This is a genomic window from Halorubrum miltondacostae (genome assembly GCF_041379815.1).
GTDB classification, from domain to species: domain Archaea; phylum Halobacteriota; class Halobacteria; order Halobacteriales; family Haloferacaceae; genus Halorubrum; species Halorubrum miltondacostae.
This window is the reverse complement of sequence record NZ_JBEDNY010000001.1, coordinates 224622-240877: the sequence shown is the minus strand read 5'-3', so window position 1 is coordinate 240877 and position 16256 is coordinate 224622. Positions and strand designations below refer to the sequence as shown.

Sequence of the window (16256 nt, the reverse complement as noted above, 5' to 3'; positions counted from 1 at the left end):
GGCGAATTTCGGATAAGACTACTCCGTTAGGAGGTCCAACAGTGACTGAAGCCAACACACAACCGGAGGTGAACATCGGTCTCGTCGGTCACGTCGACCACGGGAAGACGACGCTGGTACAGGCGTTGTCCGGCTCGTGGACCGACCAGCACAGCGAGGAGATGAAACGCGGCATCTCGATTCGGCTGGGGTACGCGGACGCGACGTTCCGGCGCTGCCCCGGCGTCGACGAGCCCGAGTGTTACACCGTCGACGAGGAGTGCGAGGACGGCTCCGAGAGCGAGCCGATTCGAACGGTGTCGTTCGTCGACGCCCCGGGCCACGAGACGCTGATGGCGACGATGCTCTCGGGCGCGTCGATCATGGACGGGGCGGTCCTGGTCGTGAGCGCGACCGAGGACGTTCCGCAGGCCCAGACGGAAGAGCACCTGATGGCGCTCGATCTCATCGGGATCGAGAACATCGTCATCGCGCAGAACAAGGTCGATCTGGTCGGCCGCGACCGCGCCGTCGACAACTACGAGCAGATCCAGGAGTTCGTCGAGGGGACCGTCGCGGAGGACGCGCCGATCGTCCCCGTCTCGGCCCAACAGGAGGTCAACCTCGACCTGCTCATCGACGCGATCGAGTCCGAGATCCCGACGCCGGACCGCGACCCTGGCGAGAGCGCCCGGATGTACGCGGCCCGCTCGTTCGACATCAACCGTCCCGGCGCGACCGCCGAGGACCTCAAGGGCGGCGTCGTCGGCGGCTCGCTCGTCAGCGGCGAGCTGTCCGTCGGCGACGGACTGGAGATCCGGCCGGGCCGCGAGGTCGACGAGGAGGGCCAGACCGAGTGGCGCCCCCTCGAGACGACCGTCCGGTCGCTCCAAGCGGGCAACCGCGACGTCGACACCGCCCACCCGGGCGGCCTGCTCGGCGTCGGCACCGGGCTCGACCCGAGCTTGACGAAGGGCGACGCCCTCGCCGGGCAGGTCGCCGGCAAGCCGGGGACGCTCCCGCCGACGCGCGAGGAGTTCGAGATGGAGGTCGACCTGCTCGAGCGCGTCGTCGGCAAGGAGGACGACGAGAGCGGCGAGAGCGACATCGAGGAGATCAGCACCGGCGAGCCCCTGATGCTCACGGTCGGCACCGCGACGACGGTCGGCGCGGTGACGAGCGCGCGCGACGGGGAGTGCGAGGTGAGCCTCAAGCGGCCCGTCTGCGCCGAGGAGGGCGCGCAGATCGCGATCAACCGGCGCGTCGGCGCGCGCTGGCGGCTCATCGGCGTCGGGACGCTCACGTAACGTGGCCGACGACGCCCCCGCGGGCGGTCCCGACGCGACGCCCGCGGACGGCGACCGCGCGGCGGGGCTCGAGGGAAGCGGCGTTCCCGTCGTCGCGCTCGACGCGAGCGCGCTGATGGCGCCGGTCGAGGCGGATCTGCGGCTGTTCGAGGAGTTGGATCGACTCCTCGACGGTTACGAGACCGTCGTGCCGGCGGCGGTACGCGGAGAGCTCGACGGGCTCCAGCGCGGGAACGGCGCGGAGGCGACCGCGGCGAGCGTCGGCGCGGACCTCGCGGATCGGGCGGAGACGGTGGAGACGGACGAATCGTACGCCGACGACGCGCTCGTCGCCCTGTCCGCGGCCGGCCGGGTCGACGCCGTCGTCACCAACGACGGACCCCTCGCGAACCGGGTGCTGGCGGCGGACGTACCAGTAATCGGTTTAAGAGGTCGGAACACACTGGCGATAACGGAACCCTAGCGGCCGCGGACAACCAACAACATGTACAAACGAGTTCGACTCAAGGACACGGTCGAGGTCCCGCCGAAGCACCTGGCGGACGTCACCGACGAGCGGGTGAAGGCCCTGCTCCAAGACAAGCTGGAAGGACGGATGGACGAAGATGTCGGCAGCGTCGTGAGCGTCATCGAGGTTCACGACATCGGCGAGGGGGCGGTGTTACACAACCGGCCCGGCGTCTACTACGAGGCGGAGTTCGACGCGCTCACCTACGACCCCGACATGCAGGAGGTCGCCGACGGCACCGTCGTCGAGACGGTCGAGTTCGGCGCCTTCGTCGGGATCGGACCGGTAGACGGGCTGCTCCACGTCTCGCAGATCACCGACGAGTACCTCACGTTCGACGGCGCGAACCAGCAGCTCGCCTCGTCGGACTCCGACAAGACGCTCGGCGTCGACGACGCCGTCCGCGTCCGCGTCGTCACCAAGAGCATCGACGAGCGCAACCCCCGGGACTCGAAGATCGGGCTCACGGCGAAACAGCCCGGCCTCGGGAAGCACGACTGGCTCGAAGGCCAGCGGAAACACCGCGAACAGACCGGTGAGGAGGCCGACTGATGGCCGAGGACCGCCTGGCGTGCCGGGAGTGCCACCACGTCAACGACCCGGACGCTCAGACCTGCGCGCTCTGCGGGTCGTCGTCGCTGACGGAGGACTGGGCGGGCTACGTCATCATCAGCAAGCCCGAGGACAGCGATATCGCCGAGGAGATGAACGTCTCCGAGGCGGGCGCGTACGCGCTCAAGGTCCGATAGCCGCCAGCGCGGACGCCCGACAAGGATGACCGACCCGCTTCTCACCCTCCCCGAATCGCTGCGCGACGCGTTCAAGGAGCCGCTGGGACCGGTGACGACCGACGCCGAGGCGCTGTTGGAGGCCGCCGAAGAGACACGCGAGCGGCGCGGATCGTCGGACGAGGGGCCCCCGCGGCTGGTCGCGGTCGGAGACGTCGTGACCTACCACCTCCGGGAGGCCGGCCGCGTCCCGGACGTGGCGCTGGTCGACGGGAAGACGGAGCGCGAGGCGGTCCGCGAGGAGATCGAGACCGCGCTCGCGGCGACGGAAGAGCGGCGGATCGCGGTCGAGAATCCGGCCGCGGCGCTGTCGGCGGCGCTGCTCGACGCGCTCGCGGAGGCGCTCGCGGCGGCCGAGCCGGTAACAGTCGAGGTGACCGGCGAGGAGGACCTCGCTGCGCTGCCGGCGATGCTCGCAGCCCCGCTCGGGTCGACCGTCGTCTACGGGCAGCCCGGCGAGGGGATGGTCCGCGTCGCGGTCACGCCCGAGGCCCGCCGACGGGCGCGGGAACTGTTCGAGGGGCTGACGGGCGACACCGCGGCCGCCTACGACGCGCTCGGCGTCGAGCCGAGTGAGAGCGACGAGGGCGACCCGGACGGGACGGATCCGGCGTAACGGCCGCCCGAGCGACGCGGTCCGCGACCGGCATCACTCGCCGTCAACCGCGACGACGGTCGCCGTGAGGACCGCGAGACCGGCGATCAGTCCAGCCGCCGTCGCCAGCAGGGGCGTCGTCGGAATCGCCCCCATAGAGAGGTACGGCTCGACGCCGTTGCGGCGGAGCGCTTCGAGGGCCTCGACGCCCCAGTGGCCGCTCGCCAACAGGACCAAGCCGAGGCCGACGCCGAGTCCCCCGGTGACGAAACCGATCCCGGTCAGCGCATCTTCGAGGGCGAGGAACGTCCAGACTTGGTCGTCGCTGGGCTCGGGACCGCGCGCGAGCCGGCGCTGGAGCGCGACGAGTCCGAGGCCGGCTCCGCCGGCGGCGACCGTCCCCGCCAACACGACCGCCACGACGCCGAGGTGGGCGGCGAGCGGCGGCCCGGCGAAGTTCGCCTCGCGGACGGCCGGGGGGAGAGTCGCGACGAGCGGGCCCGTCAACGCGCCGAAGAGAGCCAGCGTCCCGCAGATCCGGGCTTTCCGGATCGGGGACATCGGGACGACGATGTTCGCCGCTCGAACGAGTTCGTACCGGGACCGGTCAGTGGGGTCGAATCGGGTGTCGTCTGACATCCGCGTGGTAACAGGACCCACGGCCCGGAGGCCCGAAACCCTGACGCCGAACAGTGTGGCTCCTCGGCGGTCGGCGCGGAGTTCGGCGGCGACACCCCCGCTTCGAAATCCTTTTACAGCTTTCGAGGGGATATACGCCCAACTGAACCATGGACATCGATATCATCTCCGAAGAGGAGAACCCGATGCTGCACCGCACGGACATCCGTTTCGAGACGACCCACGAGGAGGCCACGCCCTCGCGACTGTCGGTCCGCGACTCGCTAGCGGCCAAGCTCGACAAGGACTCCGAAGAGGTCGTCGTCCACGAGCTCGATACGAAGTTCGGCATGCGCAAGACGATCGGCTACGCGAAGGTATACGACTCCGCGGCCGACGCGCTGGAGGTCGAGCAGGACCACATGCTCGAGCGCAACAAGATCGGCGGCGACGAGGCGGACGCCGAGGAAGCGTAACCCCGCCGGATGCGCGTTCTCGGCATCGAGGGTACCGCGTGGTGCGCGAGCGCCGCGCTGTACGACGCCGAGACCGACTCAGTTCTCATTGAATCCGATCCCTACGAGCCGGACAGCGGCGGCATTCACCCGCGCGAGGCCGCCGAGCACATGTCGGAGGCGATCCCGGATGTCGTCGACCAGGTGTTGACCGCGGCCCAGGACCGGCACGGGCCGGACGCGGTCGACGCGGTCGCCTTCTCGCGCGGCCCTGGGCTGGGGCCCTGCCTCAGGATCGTCGGGACCGCCGCGCGGTCGCTCGCCGGCACGCTCGACGTCCCGCTCGTCGGCGTCAACCACATGGTGGCGCACCTCGAGATCGGTCGCCACCAATCCGGCTTCGACAACCCCGTCTGTCTGAACGCTTCCGGCGCGAACGCGCACCTGCTCGGCTACCACGACGGGCGGTACCGCGTCCTCGGCGAGACGATGGACGCCGGGGTGGGCAACGCCATAGACAAGTTCACGCGGCACGTCGGGTGGAGCCACCCCGGCGGGCCGAAGGTGGAGGCGGCGGCCGCGGAGTTCGCAGCGGCCGCGGGCGAGACCGACATCGAGGAGGGTTCGTCCCGAGGGGCCGCCGAAGCCGACCTCCTCGATCTCCCCTACGTCGTCAAGGGGATGGACTTCTCTTTCTCCGGGATCAGCTCGGCGGCCAACGACGCCGCGGACGAGGGGGTCCCAGTCGGGGAGATCTGCTTTTCGCTCCAGGAGCACGTGTTTGCGATGCTGACGGAGGTCTCCGAGCGCGCGCTGTCGCTGACCGGCGCGGACGAGCTCGTGTTGGGCGGCGGCGTCGCGCAGAACGACCGCCTCAGGGAGATGCTGGCCGCGATGTGCGAGGCCCGCGGCGCCGCGTTCCACGCGCCGGAGCCGCGGTTCCTCCGCGACAACGCCGGGATGATCGCCGTGTTGGGCGCGAAGATGGCCGCCGCCGGGGACACCGTCGCCATCGCGGAGTCCGCGGTCGACCCGAACTTCCGACCGGACCAGGTGCCGGTGATGTGGCGCACGGGCGAGTCAGTCGCGCGGCGGGGCGAACCGGAGCGTCCGGCGACCGACACGGACGCGGACCGTCGCGGCGCGGAGGCGACCGTCGAGATCACCGGGGCCCGCGGCGACCGTCGAGTGATCAAGCGGCGGGTGTCGAATTCGTACCGACACCCCGAGCTCGACCGGACGCTCAGGCGCGACCGGACCGTCGCGGAGGCCCGGCTGACAAGCGAGGCGCGGCGCGCCGGCGTTCCGACGCCGCTCGTGTATGACGTCGACCTCGCGAGCGCGACGCTGACGCTCCAACACGTCGGAGACCGCGATCTCGCGGCCGCCCTCGACAAGCGGTCGGCCGAGGCGGTCGGCCGCCACCTCGCGCGGCTCCACGGCGCGGGGGTCGTCCACGGTGATCCGACGACGCGGAACGTGCGGGTCGCGCTCGGTGGCGAGGGCGCTGAAGCCGACGAGGGAGCGGGCGCGCCGCCGGAGACGTACCTCATCGACTTCGGCCTCGGCTACCACACGGGGCACGTCGAGGACCACGCGATGGACCTCCACGTGTTCGAGGGGTCGATCCGGGCGACCGCGGCGGACCCCGGCCCGCTGGTGGCGGCGTTCGAGGTGGGGTACGACGCGGTCGGCGACGGGGACGTCCTCGACCGCCTCCGCGACGTGGCGGACCGCGGCCGTTACCGCTGACGGTCCGGCCGGCTTGCCGACGGCCGCCGCACCCCCCGACGCGATCGGCCGGCCGCGTCGCCACGATTTATGTTGTCGGCCGACAGATGGGCTCGTATGGCAGACAAGCCGTCTTCGGGAGAGGTTCTCGGGATCCCGTACAACTTCGAGCGGCCGAGCCTCGGTCGGCTGCTCTCGTCGTACTGGCAGCCCGGCAAGGGGATGCTCGTCGAGAAGCCGTTCGGCATCGGCTACACGCTGAACCTCGCTAACTGGCGGTCGTGGATCGTGCTCGCGGTGGCCGGCGGGCTCTACTACCAGCAGCAGCAGTCCGCCGGGGGCGACCTGTCCGCCGGGGATGAGGCCGACGAGGCCGACGACGGGCCGGACGAAGTGATCGTCGACGACGACTGAGGCGCCGACCGGGGGCTCGCCGCGGTCGCGCGGCCGTCGGTTCTCATCGCTGATTCCGCATCAGGTTCATTTAAGTAGGAGAAGGGAGAAATAACGATGATGAAAGTCCAGTTCGAGTGCTCGTGTTCGGAGGAGATCTCCGAGTTCACCCGCGGCGAGACGAGCCGAGGAGTCCACGTCGAATGCGGGAACTGCGGCGCGGTGTACGCCGTGACGATCACCGAGCTGGATTAGCGGGCGGCGACGCGGACTCGAACCGGAGCCGGACCGTCGTGCCGTCGTTGGTCGCGTCGAACCTGACGGTGCCGCCCTGTGTCTCGCACATCCACTTGACGAGCCACAGCCCGATGCTGCTCGCGTGCGAGAGCGGCGTCTCCTCTTCGGCCTGTAACACCGCGCGCTCGTCCGGCGGGATCCCCGGTCCGTTGTCGGTCACCTCAAGACAGGTGGTGGTCCCGTTCTCGCGGATCGTCGCCTCCACGCGCCGCGTCTCGCCGTCGTTGTGGGTGATCGCGTTCTCGAACACCTCACCGATGGGGAACTCGACGGAGTCGTCGGCGCGGATCCACGCCTCCGGAGGGGTTTCCACCGTGACGGCGGCCCCGCCGGCGTCGACAGCGTCGATCGCCTCGTGGACCGCGTCGACGAGGTCGACGCGACCGTCGGGCCGCTCGGGCGACGCGTCCTCGATCACGCGGAGCTTCTCGCTTATGGCGACGATGTCGTCGGTCGTCTCGCGGACGGTCTCTAAGCACTCCCGGCTCCGATCGTCCTCGACGCGGTCGGCCAGCAGGTCGGTGTACCCCTGGATCACGTTGAGGTCGTTCCGAACGTTGTGGCGGAACACGCGACTCAACACCTGGAGCTGCTGGTTGGTGGTCTCGAGGTCCCGCCGCGCGGTCTCCGCCTCGCGGCGGTGGTGCGTGACCGCACCGTAGAGGATCCCCCCGGATCCGACCACGATCAGCCAGTCGCCGACAAGACGCGTCGGCGCGACTCTACCTGTGGACGCGAGGGCGAAGTTGACCGCGACCGCGGAGAGCGCTCCGAGACAGATGTACACCGCCGTGACGGCGGCGGCCGACCGCCCGTAGAGTAGTTCCGAAATATATTTCATTTATATTTAGTTTTCTCTTGAAAGAATTTTCTCTGTATACGATACGTCGGCGGCCGACGGCTTAAATTTTGACCGGCAGGTAAGCGTTGTTACCACGAGGCACAGTCGGCGCAGACGAGCGCGTCCCCGTCGTGCCAGCGGCGCTCGGTCGGCGTTCCGCAGCGGTCGCACGCCGCGCCGTCGGCGTGCCATGTCGAGGTGGCGACCGCGGGCTCGACGCCGTCCGGGTCGACCGAGTCAGTCTGCGCGTCGTCGGGATCCGCCTCCCCGCCGGCCGACTCCGACTTCCCGTCGTCCGTGTCGGTCTCGTCGTCATCCGTGTTGGTCTCGCTGGCGTGCGATTCCGCCGTGTCCGCCGCCGCGAAGTCGTCGAGCGAGCGGTCCTCCGGCATCTACGCCTCCCGCCGGAGCCGGTCGACGACGTAGTCCTGCTCCAGTTCGCCGAGGAACTCGCCGAGTCGCGGCCCCTGCGTGTCGTCGAAGAAGAGGCGGTAGCCCGCCGCGAAGAAGTCGCTCACCTCAACGTCGTGGTCGCGGGCGGTCTCGTACATGGCCTCCTGTATCTCCTCGCCGTCGTGACCGGCCGCGACGAACGCCGCGAGGTCGTCGAGCGCGGCCACGACATCCTCGTCGAACTCGACCGCGGGGAGGTCGGTCTGGAGCCGGTAGTCGTACTCGTTGCCCGTCCGCTTGGCCCAGTTCCGCGCCTGCTCCACGCGGGCGAGCGCGGCGTCGACGGCGTCGGCGTCGGCGTCGTCCGGAATGTGGCCCTCGTCGCGGGCGAGGCGCTCGCGGAAGTCGGGATCGTCGACCATTCCGAGCACCGCTGCGAACGTGTACGGGAGCCGGATCGGCTTCTCCGTCGGCGGGTCGTCGGGCCGACCGACGACGAACGGGTAGGCGCGCTCGGCGAAGGCGGTGAGGTCCGGGTCGTCGACCTCGCCGAAGTAGGCGCGCTCGAACCGGTCGAACCGGTCGACCAGCTGGTCGAGCCGCTCGACGTCGAGGTCGCGGGCCTTCTTCGGGTGGAGCGCAAAAAAGTAGCGCAACACCTCGGGCTCGATCAGCTCCAGCAGCTCCTGGACCGTGACGACGTTACCCTCGGAGGAGGAGAACGCGTCGCCGTTGAGCGTGAACCACTCGTACACCATCGGCACGGGCGGCTCCTCGTCGAAGACGTTCCGCGAAATGTCGACGCCGGAGGGCCACGATCCCTCGGCGTGGTCCTTGCCGAACGGCTCGAAGTCGACGCCGAGGACTCCCCACTGGGCGGGCCACTCCAGCCGCCACGGGAGCTTCCCCTCGCGGAACGTCGCGGTCCCCTCGTGGCCGCAGCCCTCGATGGTGTTGTCGCCGGCGTCCATGTCGGTACAGACGTAGTCGACGGTCTCGGCCGCCGGGTCGATCCCGGTCACCGTCTCGGTGACCTTGCCGCACTCCGCACAGACCGGGTTGAAGGGGACGTACTCGTCGTCGACCTTGTCCTGATACGGGGAGAGCACCTCGCGGACGCGCTCGACGTCGCCGAGGACCGTCCGGACCGCGTCGTCGAAGTCGCCGTCGGCGTACAGCTCGGTGTTCGAGAGCATCTCGACGGGGACGTCCAGGCGGTCGGCGTCGGCCTTCAGCAGGCCCGCGAAGTGGGCCGCGTACGATTCGGCCTCGCCGAACGGGTCCGGAATCGCGGTGTACGGCTTCCCGAGGTTGCGGCCGAGCGCGCCCGCGTCGACCTCGCCGAGCCCGACGATCTCCCCGTCCGCGTTCGCCAGCTTACGCGGGACCTTCCGCAGCGGGTCCTTATCGTCGGAGGTGAACACCTGCCGGACCTCGTGGCCGCGGTCGCGGAGCACCTCGGCGACGAAGTAGCCGCGCATGATCTCGTTGAAGTTGCCGAGGTGCGCCACTCCGGACGGCGAGACGCCGCCCTTGATCACGATCGGTTCGTCGGGGTCGCGGGCCTCGACCTCGTCGGCGACGACGTCGGCCCAGAAGGCGTGGAAGGTCTCGGCGGACTCCTCGGCCGCGTCCTCGCCGTCGACGGCGGACCCCGCCGAGAGGATATGCGGCGAGTCGTCCGGGGCCGCGTTCGGGGCGTCGGCGTCCGGGTCGGCCGTCTCGTCTACGGCGTCGTCCGCGCTCATCGTCCCTCCGTCCAGCGGTTCGGTTCGTCGCCGTCGAGGGGAACGACGTCCGTCCCCGTGTGGTCGCCGCGCAGCACGGCGTCGACGACGGCGCTCGGGTCGGTCCCGTCGAGGACGATCGACCGCAGTCCGGCCCGGTCGATCAGCTTCGCAGCGAGGAGGTCGACCGGGGCGGACGCGCCCGCGTCGCGGCTCATCGGGAGGACGACCTCGACGAGGTCGGCCGGCGAGAGCTCCGCGAACTGGGCCGCGTCAGGGTCGCCGTTGGGGTCGGCGTCGTACACGCCGTCGGCGCTGGTGGCGTACACGAGGAGGTCGGCGTCGACGGACTCCGCGAACGCCGCGGCCACGGCGTCGGTCGTCTGTCCCGGCGTGACGCCGCCCATCACCGACACCTCGTCGCGGCGGAGGGCCGCCGCCGCCTCCTCGGTGTCGGTCGCGGGCGCGAGGCTCGCGCGCTCGCCGAGCGCGGCGATCAGCAGCCGGGCGTTGAGCCGAGTGGTCCCGATCCCGAGCCGGTCGAGTTCAACCTCGTTGGCCCCGATCTTGCGCGCAGTCTCGATGTACTCGCGGGCGACACCGCCCCCGCCGACGACGACCCCGACCTCGCAGCCGTCGGCGGCCAGCCGTTCGATCGCCTCGGCGTACGCGGCCACGCGCTCAGGGTCGAGGTCCGGCGCGAGCACGCTCCCGCCGACAGAAACGACGACTCTCATTGCCGAGGAGTACCCCTGTCGCGGTCTTAAGGATTGTCAAGCCCGGACGCGGCGCGGCGGGGACGGGACGCCGATCTGGCCCGCGGCCCGACCGGGAAACGCCTAAGCCGGTCGCGGCCCGCTCTCGGGTATGCGACCGATATCGATCGTCGGCGACGGGGCGTCGAGGCTGGCCCGGCGGCTCGCGGACCGTCTCGACGGGCGGGTCGCCGTCGTGGAGCGCAACGACGGCTCGGACCCGGTCCCCGGAGACGAGCCGAGGGGGAGTGACTGGGCCGCCGACGGAGGGGTCGTCGGTTCGGCGCAGCGCCACGACGGCGACACCGAGATCGCGTTCGACGCCGACGGGAACTGGACCGGCCGGGGGAACGTCGACGGGTTCGACGACCTCCTCGACGGGGTCGCGCCGGACCACGACTATCTGATCGCGGTCGACACGTCACGGCTGCGCGTGCCCGCGATCCTCCTCGGTCCGGACCGGGACCCGGAGGACGTACCGGGGACGGTCCTCGCGACCGCGGACGCCCCCGACGCGGTCGACCTCGACGCGCTCGTCGCCGACCTCGACGGCGCGGAGCCGTGGGTCACCCGCGAGACGCTGGTGCGCCGCGTCGAGGCGTCGGCGGACGCGGAGCGGTCGGGCGCGATAGCCACGTTCACCGGACGGGTTCGCGCCCGCGACGCTCCGCACGACGACCGGACGACGCACCTCGCGTTCGAGAAGTACGAGGGGGTCGCCGAGGAGCGGATGGAGGCGATCGCCGGGGAGCTCGAGACGCGCGACGGGGTCTTCGACGTGCGGATGTACCACCGTACCGGCGTGATCGAGGCGGGCGAGGACATCGTCTTCGTCGTGGTGCTCGCCGGGCACCGTCGGGAGGCGTTCCGGACGGTCGAAGACGGGATCGACCGGCTGAAGAACGAGGTACCGATATTCAAGAAGGAGGCGACGGAGTCGGAGACGTTCTGGGTCCACCGGCGAGACTGAGCGGCGTGGCGGGCCGGAGCGACCGTCGGATCGCGCCGGCGCACGGATCGCAAGGCGACTGCGGAGGGGTCGCGCAATACACGCGCAGCCGTTCCGGACCCGGTTTCGCGGCGTATTTTGCTGCTAAACGGCGCTCGGATGGGCGTCAGCAGGGTGGAGTCCCGACCGACAGTCAGAGCGGTAAAACGACCGCAGAACAGATTATAAAATGTCTACGGGTTTCTGAAACTTTTATAAAGAGTCCGTCAGACACGTTTTAGCCCGACCGATTCGGTGAAACGCCCTGAACGTCACCCAACGGTCTCACGTTTATAACACCCCCCGGGAGCAAGCGTGAGGTACACAATGAGCGCGACTGCGAACCCCTCCACGAACGCGAGCGCGAACGATGACCGCAGCAAGGAAGAGCGGCTGAAGCAGTACCTGCTCGACCGCGCACAAGACGGCGAGATGTACTTCAAAGGAAAGTTCATCTCCGAGGATGTCGACCTCTCGCCGAAGGAGATCGGCGCGCTGATGGTGAAGCTCCGCGACTCCGCGACGGAGCTCACCGTCGAGAAGTGGTCGTACACGGGCGCGACCACGTGGCGCGTCGAGCCCGCCTGAACCCCCCAAGCTCCGCCGAGAACCGCTTGCGGCACCGTCCCCGGCACAACACCACCGCACTTCGCCCGCGGTCCGGTCCCCGTCCGCGCTTTTCGCGACTCCTGACCACGCCCGAACGGACCGACGGGTCCGTCGGTAGCGGCTCCCGTACCCGCCGACGCGGGGTTTATACTCGCCGACCAGCTACGACGTGACGATGCCAGAACACGAGGACGCGGCGACGGCCGGAGACGGCGCGCCGCGTCCGGAGCCGCTCCGAACGTTCTTTCGGATCGACGAGGTCCGCCGCGAGGACGGTCGCGTGCGATACCACGGCGAGTCGTACGTCCCGGAGCGGACGCTGTTGCGGAAGCTGACCCCGCACTTCAGGGAGGCCGGCTACGAGGTCGACGTCGAGATCGTCGACGGCGGTCACGTGGTCGTCGCGACCCCGTTCGACCGCGGCCGAGACGGGATTCCGTGGGTGAATGTCGCCATGTTCGCCGCCACCGTGCTGTCGACGCTGTTCGTCGGCGCGTACGGCTGGTACTACGTCCCGCTCGCGGAGATCCAGTCGAACCCGCTGACGCTGCTCCAGGCGTGGCCGTTCACCGCAGCCGTCCTCGGGGTTCTGATGACCCACGAGCTCGGCCACTACGCCGCCGGCCGCTACCACGGCGTCCCCGTCTCGCTGCCGTACGTCATCCCCTTCATCTTCCCGTTCGGGACGCTCGGGGCGATTATCCGCATCCGCGGGCGGATGCCTTCCCGGAAGGTGCTCTTCGACATCGGCGCGGCCGGACCGATCGCGGGGCTCGTCGCGACGGTCGTCGTGACCGCGATCGGCCTCTCGCTCGACCCGATCCGGGTGCCGGCGGAGCTCGCGAACGCGTCGGGAGCCATGATCCGATTCAACAACCCGCCGCTGTTGGACCTCATCGCCGGCTTCCTCGGGCAGCCGACGAGCTACGGCGACCCGCGGCTCACCGCGCATCCCGTCGTGATCGGCGGGTGGGTAGGGATGTTCTTCACCCTCCTGAACCTCCTCCCGGTGGGCCAGCTCGACGGCGGCCACATGGTCCGGGCGATGCTCGGGCCGCGCCAGGAGACGGTGGCGGCGATCGTCCCCGGCGCGCTGTTCACCATCGCCGCCTACCTCTACTTCTGGCGGGGGCTCGGACTGAACGAGTCCGTCGGCCTGTGGGCGTTCTGGGGCGTGTTCGCGACGGTGATCGCGTACAATGGCCCGGCAGACCCGACGGACGAGGGAGGCCTGGGGCTGGCTCGGGTCGCGGTCGGCGTGCTCACGTTCGCCGTAGGCGCGCTCTGTTTCCTCCTGGTCCCGATCCAGGTCATCGGTGCGTGACGCCGCGATGACCCGGTCGTTGCCGCGGCTGCGCGCGCGGGTCGAACGGCTCGGCTTCCGGGCGCTGTACCGGCTCGCCGATCTTACCTACGCGTTCGGCGTCGCGACGCCGAAGCGGACGGTCGCGGGGACGTACTGGAGCTACGAGCCGACGAACCCTCACGGCGACGACGCCGGGCTCGCGGCGCTCGACCGCCTCCCGACCGACGCGGTGATCGTCGACGTGGGCGCGCACGTCGGCGAACACGCGGTGCCACTGGCCCGCGGGACCGATCGCCGCGTGGTCGCGTTCGAGCCGAATGGCGAGAGCGCGGACCGGCTGGCGCGGAACGTCTATCGGAACTGGCTCGGGGACCGGATCGACCGCAGGCGCGCCGGCCTCGGGGACGCGAACGAGACCCTCACTTTCTACCGGTCGACGTTCTCGAAGTGCTCCGCGTTCGACCGCGATCTGGCCACGCGGTGGGGCGCGAGCGTCGCGGGCACCGAGCGGGTGCCGATCCGGCGGCTCGACGACCTCGTGGAGGGGACCGACGGAGCTGTCGGGAGCGTGGCCGAGAAGCCGCGCGACGTCGACCCAGTGCCACCGCCGGACGCGATCAAGGTTGACGTCGAGGGGCACGAGGCCGCGGTGTTGCGGGGCGCGGCGGCGACGCTCGCCGCGCACCGGCCGCTGCTCGTTGTCGAGGTCCACGAAGCGGAGGGATCGGCGGAAGCTGAAGTGGCGGACGCCGGGCCCGTCGCCCTGCGCGAGTGGCTGGAAGCGCGGGACTACGCGGTCGAGGAGGCGGAAGACGTGTGGATCTGCCGGCCATTCGAAGCGCCTGACGCAGGGGAGTGAGTCAGTCGTCTCGCCGCTGTTTCATCCCCTGTCTGGTGAACTGGGGGGTTGCGCGGAGGCCGCGCTTCTTCCGGAACGACCGGTACAAGGCGATCGCGAGCGGCGCGGCCAGCGCGAGGACGACGAGCGCGAGCCGCCAGTTGTTCGCGAACGAGTAGAGGATCGTCGCCGAGAGGACGCCGACAGCGAGCAGCACCGAGTAGGCGATCCGCATCGCCAGCTTCTCTAGGACCTTGGTGTCGTCCTCCAGCACGACGTTGACCGTCAGGTCGTCGCGGTTGGCGCGGTCGAGGAACTCGTCGGCCTTCGGCGGGACCGTGAACAGCGCCTCCGTCGTCTCCTGGACCTGCCGGCCGGCGTCCTCGGCGAGGTCGCGGGCCGTCTGCTCGTAGTACCCCTCCTCGCGGAGGTAGTCGGTGGCCGTCGAGATGAAGTCGAACTCTGGGTCGAGAGTGACACAGACCCCCTCGACGACGGTGGCGACCCGGAGGACCAAGGCGAGGTTCGGCGGGAGCCGGAGCGGGAACTCGTAGATGGACGACTCCACCTGCTCGATGATCTGGTTCACCTGGTACTGCTCGACGTCCTCGCCCCGGACGTCGGCGATGGCGAGCTCCATCACGTTGCCCATCACCTCGCGGTCGGCCTCGGGCGAGAGCGTCCCCATCGAGATGAGCGTGTCGAGGATGTCGTCGATGTCCTGTCGCGCGACCGCGACGTAGAACTCGACGATCTTCTCTTGGACGAACGGGTCCACGCGCCCCGCCATCCCGAAGTCGTAGAAGATCACTGACCCGTCGTCGGCGACCGCGAGGTTCCCCGGGTGGGGGTCGGCGTGGAACACGCCGTCATCGATGATCATCTGGAGGTACACCTCCTGGAGGATCTCCGCGATCGCCGTCCGGTCACGGCCCGCCTCGTCGAGCGCGTCGATGTCGCTGATCTTCGTCCCCGGAACGTACTCCATCGTGAGCACTCGCGGTCCCGACACCGACTCATACGTCTCCGGGATCCGGATCCGGTCGTTGTCCACGAAGTTGCCGCGGATCTCCTCGAGCATCGTGCGCTCGCGGGCGTAGTCCATCTCCTCGCGGATCGTCTTGGCGAACTCGTCGGCGAGATTCTCCAGCGAGAACGCCCGCCCCGCGCCGGTGAACCGCTTGACCAGCGGGATCGACCAGCGGATCGTGCGCAGGTCGGCCTCCACGAGCGACTCGATCCCGGGCCGGCGAACCTTCACCGCGACCGAGTCGCCCTCGTAGGTGGCGGTGTACACCTGCCCGAGGCTCGCGCCGCTTATCGGGTCGCGGTCGAAGTCGTCGAACGTCTCGTCGACCGGACCGAACTCGTCTTCGAGGACGACCTTCGACTCCTCCCACGGGGCCGGGGGCACGTCGTCTTGGAGCCCCTCCAGCACCTCGATGTACGCGGGCGGCAGGATGTCCGGCCGCGTCGAGAGGATCTGCCCGAGCTTGATGAACGTCGGCCCGAGCGTGAGCAGGATGTCGAGCAGGACGGCGGCGCGCTCGCGCTGGGTCTCCGTGTCGACCTCGCGGCTCCCGCCGAACAGGAAGTACCGCCGCCTGTCACGCCAGTAGGCGAGGATCAGCGGCGAGAATTGCCGCAGAACGACGACGAACCGCCAGTAGGCGCGAAGGTTGACCAGCGTGACCACCCGTCAGGCGTCGCCCTCGTCGTCCGCGCCGTCGACGGGGATGCTCTTGGAGACGTCGCGCGCCCGCTTGGGGAGCGAGATCTCGAGGACGCCGCGGTCGATCTCGGCGTCGGCCCCCGCGCCGTCGGCGTCGCTCGGGAGGGGGAGCTCCGCGTCGAGGAACAGCGGGCGGTCCTCGCGGACGTACTCGAACCCGTCGGGGACGGCCTTCTCGCGGCGTCCCTCGATGTCGATGCGGCCGTCCTCGACGAGCACCTCGGTGGTCTCGGCGGTCGCGCCCGGGAGGTCGACGACGAGCACGTACCCGTCGTCCGACTCAAGTAAGTCCGCAAATACCGCGTCCGGGAGGTCCCGGAGCGCGTCGCGTAACGCTGACATAGCGGTGGGTACGGCCGCCGCGGCGAAAAACCTGTGGAAAGGACCGATCGGACC

20 protein-coding genes are annotated in these 16256 nt (G+C 69.9%); 13 read left to right on the top strand and 7 right to left on the bottom strand.

Annotated elements, in window-relative coordinates; all coding sequences use genetic code 11:
- Positions 1-41 precede the first annotated feature (41 nt).
- From ABNG04_RS01300 to ABNG04_RS01280, 5 genes are read left to right on the top strand one after another with little or no spacing between them, the layout of a single operon-like run.
- Positions 42-1286 (top strand): translation initiation factor IF-2 subunit gamma, encoded by a 1245-nt coding sequence (locus ABNG04_RS01300; RefSeq protein WP_371159358.1) that lies wholly within the window; start codon positions 42-44, stop codon positions 1284-1286.
- A gap of 1 nt (position 1287) precedes the next feature.
- Complete coding sequence (locus tag ABNG04_RS01295; RefSeq protein WP_371159356.1) at positions 1288-1749, top strand: type II toxin-antitoxin system VapC family toxin; 462 nt, start codon at positions 1288-1290, stop codon at positions 1747-1749.
- 21 nt (positions 1750-1770) lie between these two features.
- Entirely contained in the window at positions 1771-2346 is a 576-nt protein-coding gene (locus ABNG04_RS01290; protein WP_006114408.1) for a DNA-directed RNA polymerase, read from the top strand.
- Positions 2346-2543 carry a transcription elongation factor subunit Spt4 gene (gene spt4, locus ABNG04_RS01285; RefSeq protein ID WP_371159354.1) on the top strand — a complete coding sequence of 66 codons (198 nt, stop codon included), beginning with the start codon at positions 2346-2348 and terminating at the stop codon, positions 2541-2543. Before ABNG04_RS01290 ends, spt4 begins: the two co-directional genes overlap by 1 nt.
- Before the next feature lie 25 nt (positions 2544-2568).
- A complete protein-coding gene (locus ABNG04_RS01280) occupies positions 2569-3198 on the top strand; it encodes a GTP-dependent dephospho-CoA kinase family protein (RefSeq protein ID WP_371159352.1) in 630 nt (209 codons plus the stop codon).
- A 33-nt stretch (positions 3199-3231) separates the two neighbouring features.
- On the opposite strand, the gene ABNG04_RS01275 is transcribed toward ABNG04_RS01280, so the two are convergent.
- Entirely contained in the window at positions 3232-3816 is a 585-nt protein-coding gene (locus ABNG04_RS01275; RefSeq protein WP_371159350.1) for a hypothetical protein, read from the bottom strand.
- A gap of 149 nt (positions 3817-3965) precedes the next feature.
- Here ABNG04_RS01275 and ABNG04_RS01270 point away from each other — a divergent pair, with 149 nt between their 5' ends.
- The 4 genes from ABNG04_RS01270 (at position 3966) to ABNG04_RS01255 (ending at position 6629) form a co-directional block, all read left to right on the top strand.
- On the top strand, positions 3966-4271 hold the full coding sequence (locus ABNG04_RS01270) for a 30S ribosomal protein S24e (RefSeq protein WP_371159348.1): 306 nt from the start codon (positions 3966-3968) through the stop codon (positions 4269-4271).
- Positions 4272-4280: 9 nt separating this feature from the next.
- Positions 4281-6002 carry a bifunctional N(6)-L-threonylcarbamoyladenine synthase/serine/threonine protein kinase gene (locus ABNG04_RS01265; RefSeq protein ID WP_371159346.1) on the top strand — a complete coding sequence of 574 codons (1722 nt, stop codon included), beginning with the start codon at positions 4281-4283 and terminating at the stop codon, positions 6000-6002.
- A 96-nt stretch (positions 6003-6098) separates the two neighbouring features.
- Positions 6099-6395 carry a DUF5808 domain-containing protein gene (locus ABNG04_RS01260; RefSeq protein WP_371159344.1) on the top strand — a complete coding sequence of 99 codons (297 nt, stop codon included), beginning with the start codon at positions 6099-6101 and terminating at the stop codon, positions 6393-6395.
- Positions 6396-6494: 99 nt separating this feature from the next.
- Positions 6495-6629 carry a hypothetical protein gene (locus tag ABNG04_RS01255; protein WP_006114415.1) on the top strand — a complete coding sequence of 45 codons (135 nt, stop codon included), beginning with the start codon at positions 6495-6497 and terminating at the stop codon, positions 6627-6629.
- Here the strand turns inward: ABNG04_RS01255 and ABNG04_RS01250 are convergent.
- From ABNG04_RS01250 to pyrH, 4 genes are all read right to left on the bottom strand, one after another.
- The gene (locus ABNG04_RS01250; protein WP_371159342.1) at positions 6613-7512 is read right to left on the bottom strand and encodes a sensor histidine kinase; all 900 of its coding nucleotides are present in this window, start codon (positions 7510-7512) and stop codon (positions 6613-6615) included. The two genes, ABNG04_RS01255 and ABNG04_RS01250, sit on opposite strands and share 17 nt — an antisense overlap.
- Before the next feature lie 89 nt (positions 7513-7601).
- The gene (locus ABNG04_RS01245; RefSeq protein WP_371159340.1) at positions 7602-7904 is read right to left on the bottom strand and encodes a DUF7573 domain-containing protein; all 303 of its coding nucleotides are present in this window, start codon (positions 7902-7904) and stop codon (positions 7602-7604) included.
- Entirely contained in the window at positions 7905-9653 is a 1749-nt protein-coding gene (lysS, locus tag ABNG04_RS01240; protein ID WP_371159338.1) for a lysine--tRNA ligase, read from the bottom strand.
- Entirely contained in the window at positions 9650-10369 is a 720-nt protein-coding gene (gene pyrH / locus ABNG04_RS01235) for a UMP kinase (protein ID WP_371159336.1), read from the bottom strand. Before pyrH ends, lysS begins: the two co-directional genes overlap by 4 nt.
- Before the next feature lie 130 nt (positions 10370-10499).
- On the opposite strand from pyrH, the gene ABNG04_RS01230 reads away from it, so the two are divergent.
- From ABNG04_RS01230 to ABNG04_RS01215, 4 genes are all read left to right on the top strand, one after another.
- A complete protein-coding gene (locus ABNG04_RS01230) occupies positions 10500-11357 on the top strand; it encodes a molybdopterin synthase (RefSeq protein ID WP_371159334.1) in 858 nt (285 codons plus the stop codon).
- A 345-nt stretch (positions 11358-11702) separates the two neighbouring features.
- Positions 11703-11963: a DUF7123 family protein gene (locus ABNG04_RS01225; protein WP_004597322.1), complete on the top strand. Its 261-nt coding sequence runs from the start codon at positions 11703-11705 to the stop codon at positions 11961-11963.
- A 196-nt stretch (positions 11964-12159) separates the two neighbouring features.
- Positions 12160-13308 carry a site-2 protease family protein gene (locus ABNG04_RS01220; protein ID WP_371159332.1) on the top strand — a complete coding sequence of 383 codons (1149 nt, stop codon included), beginning with the start codon at positions 12160-12162 and terminating at the stop codon, positions 13306-13308.
- 7 nt (positions 13309-13315) lie between these two features.
- Positions 13316-14149 (top strand): FkbM family methyltransferase, encoded by an 834-nt coding sequence (locus tag ABNG04_RS01215; protein WP_371159330.1) that lies wholly within the window; start codon positions 13316-13318, stop codon positions 14147-14149.
- Between the two features lies 1 nt (position 14150).
- Here ABNG04_RS01215 and ABNG04_RS01210 read toward each other — a convergent pair whose 3' ends face one another.
- Positions 14151-15824 carry an ABC1 kinase family protein gene (locus ABNG04_RS01210; RefSeq protein ID WP_371159329.1) on the bottom strand — a complete coding sequence of 558 codons (1674 nt, stop codon included), beginning with the start codon at positions 15822-15824 and terminating at the stop codon, positions 14151-14153.
- Positions 15825-15827: 3 nt separating this feature from the next.
- Positions 15828-16202 carry an Hsp20/alpha crystallin family protein gene (locus ABNG04_RS01205; RefSeq protein ID WP_371159327.1) on the bottom strand — a complete coding sequence of 125 codons (375 nt, stop codon included), beginning with the start codon at positions 16200-16202 and terminating at the stop codon, positions 15828-15830.
- Positions 16203-16256: the final 54 nt, after the last annotated feature.

Coding starts and splice junctions, on each gene's coding strand:
- ABNG04_RS01230 (WP_371159334.1), top strand. CDS start 10,500: ATGCGACCGATATCGATCGTCGGCGACGGGGCGTCGAGGCTGGCCCGG.
- ABNG04_RS01245 (WP_371159340.1), bottom strand. CDS start 7,904: ATGCCGGAGGACCGCTCGCTCGACGACTTCGCGGCGGCGGACACGGCG.
- ABNG04_RS01255 (WP_006114415.1), top strand. CDS start 6,495: ATGAAAGTCCAGTTCGAGTGCTCGTGTTCGGAGGAGATCTCCGAGTTC.
- ABNG04_RS01205 (WP_371159327.1), bottom strand. CDS start 16,202: ATGTCAGCGTTACGCGACGCGCTCCGGGACCTCCCGGACGCGGTATTT.
- ABNG04_RS01220 (WP_371159332.1), top strand. CDS start 12,160: ATGCCAGAACACGAGGACGCGGCGACGGCCGGAGACGGCGCGCCGCGT.
- ABNG04_RS01265 (WP_371159346.1), top strand. CDS start 4,281: ATGCGCGTTCTCGGCATCGAGGGTACCGCGTGGTGCGCGAGCGCCGCG.
- pyrH (WP_371159336.1), bottom strand. CDS start 10,369: ATGAGAGTCGTCGTTTCTGTCGGCGGGAGCGTGCTCGCGCCGGACCTC.
- spt4 (WP_371159354.1), top strand. CDS start 2,346: ATGGCCGAGGACCGCCTGGCGTGCCGGGAGTGCCACCACGTCAACGAC.
- ABNG04_RS01225 (WP_004597322.1), top strand. CDS start 11,703: ATGAGCGCGACTGCGAACCCCTCCACGAACGCGAGCGCGAACGATGAC.
- ABNG04_RS01275 (WP_371159350.1), bottom strand. CDS start 3,816: ATGTCAGACGACACCCGATTCGACCCCACTGACCGGTCCCGGTACGAA.
- ABNG04_RS01290 (WP_006114408.1), top strand. CDS start 1,771: ATGTACAAACGAGTTCGACTCAAGGACACGGTCGAGGTCCCGCCGAAG.
- ABNG04_RS01280 (WP_371159352.1), top strand. CDS start 2,569: ATGACCGACCCGCTTCTCACCCTCCCCGAATCGCTGCGCGACGCGTTC.
- ABNG04_RS01215 (WP_371159330.1), top strand. CDS start 13,316: ATGACCCGGTCGTTGCCGCGGCTGCGCGCGCGGGTCGAACGGCTCGGC.
- lysS (WP_371159338.1), bottom strand. CDS start 9,653: ATGAGCGCGGACGACGCCGTAGACGAGACGGCCGACCCGGACGCCGAC.
- ABNG04_RS01260 (WP_371159344.1), top strand. CDS start 6,099: ATGGCAGACAAGCCGTCTTCGGGAGAGGTTCTCGGGATCCCGTACAAC.
- ABNG04_RS01270 (WP_371159348.1), top strand. CDS start 3,966: ATGGACATCGATATCATCTCCGAAGAGGAGAACCCGATGCTGCACCGC.
- ABNG04_RS01250 (WP_371159342.1), bottom strand. CDS start 7,512: ATGAAATATATTTCGGAACTACTCTACGGGCGGTCGGCCGCCGCCGTC.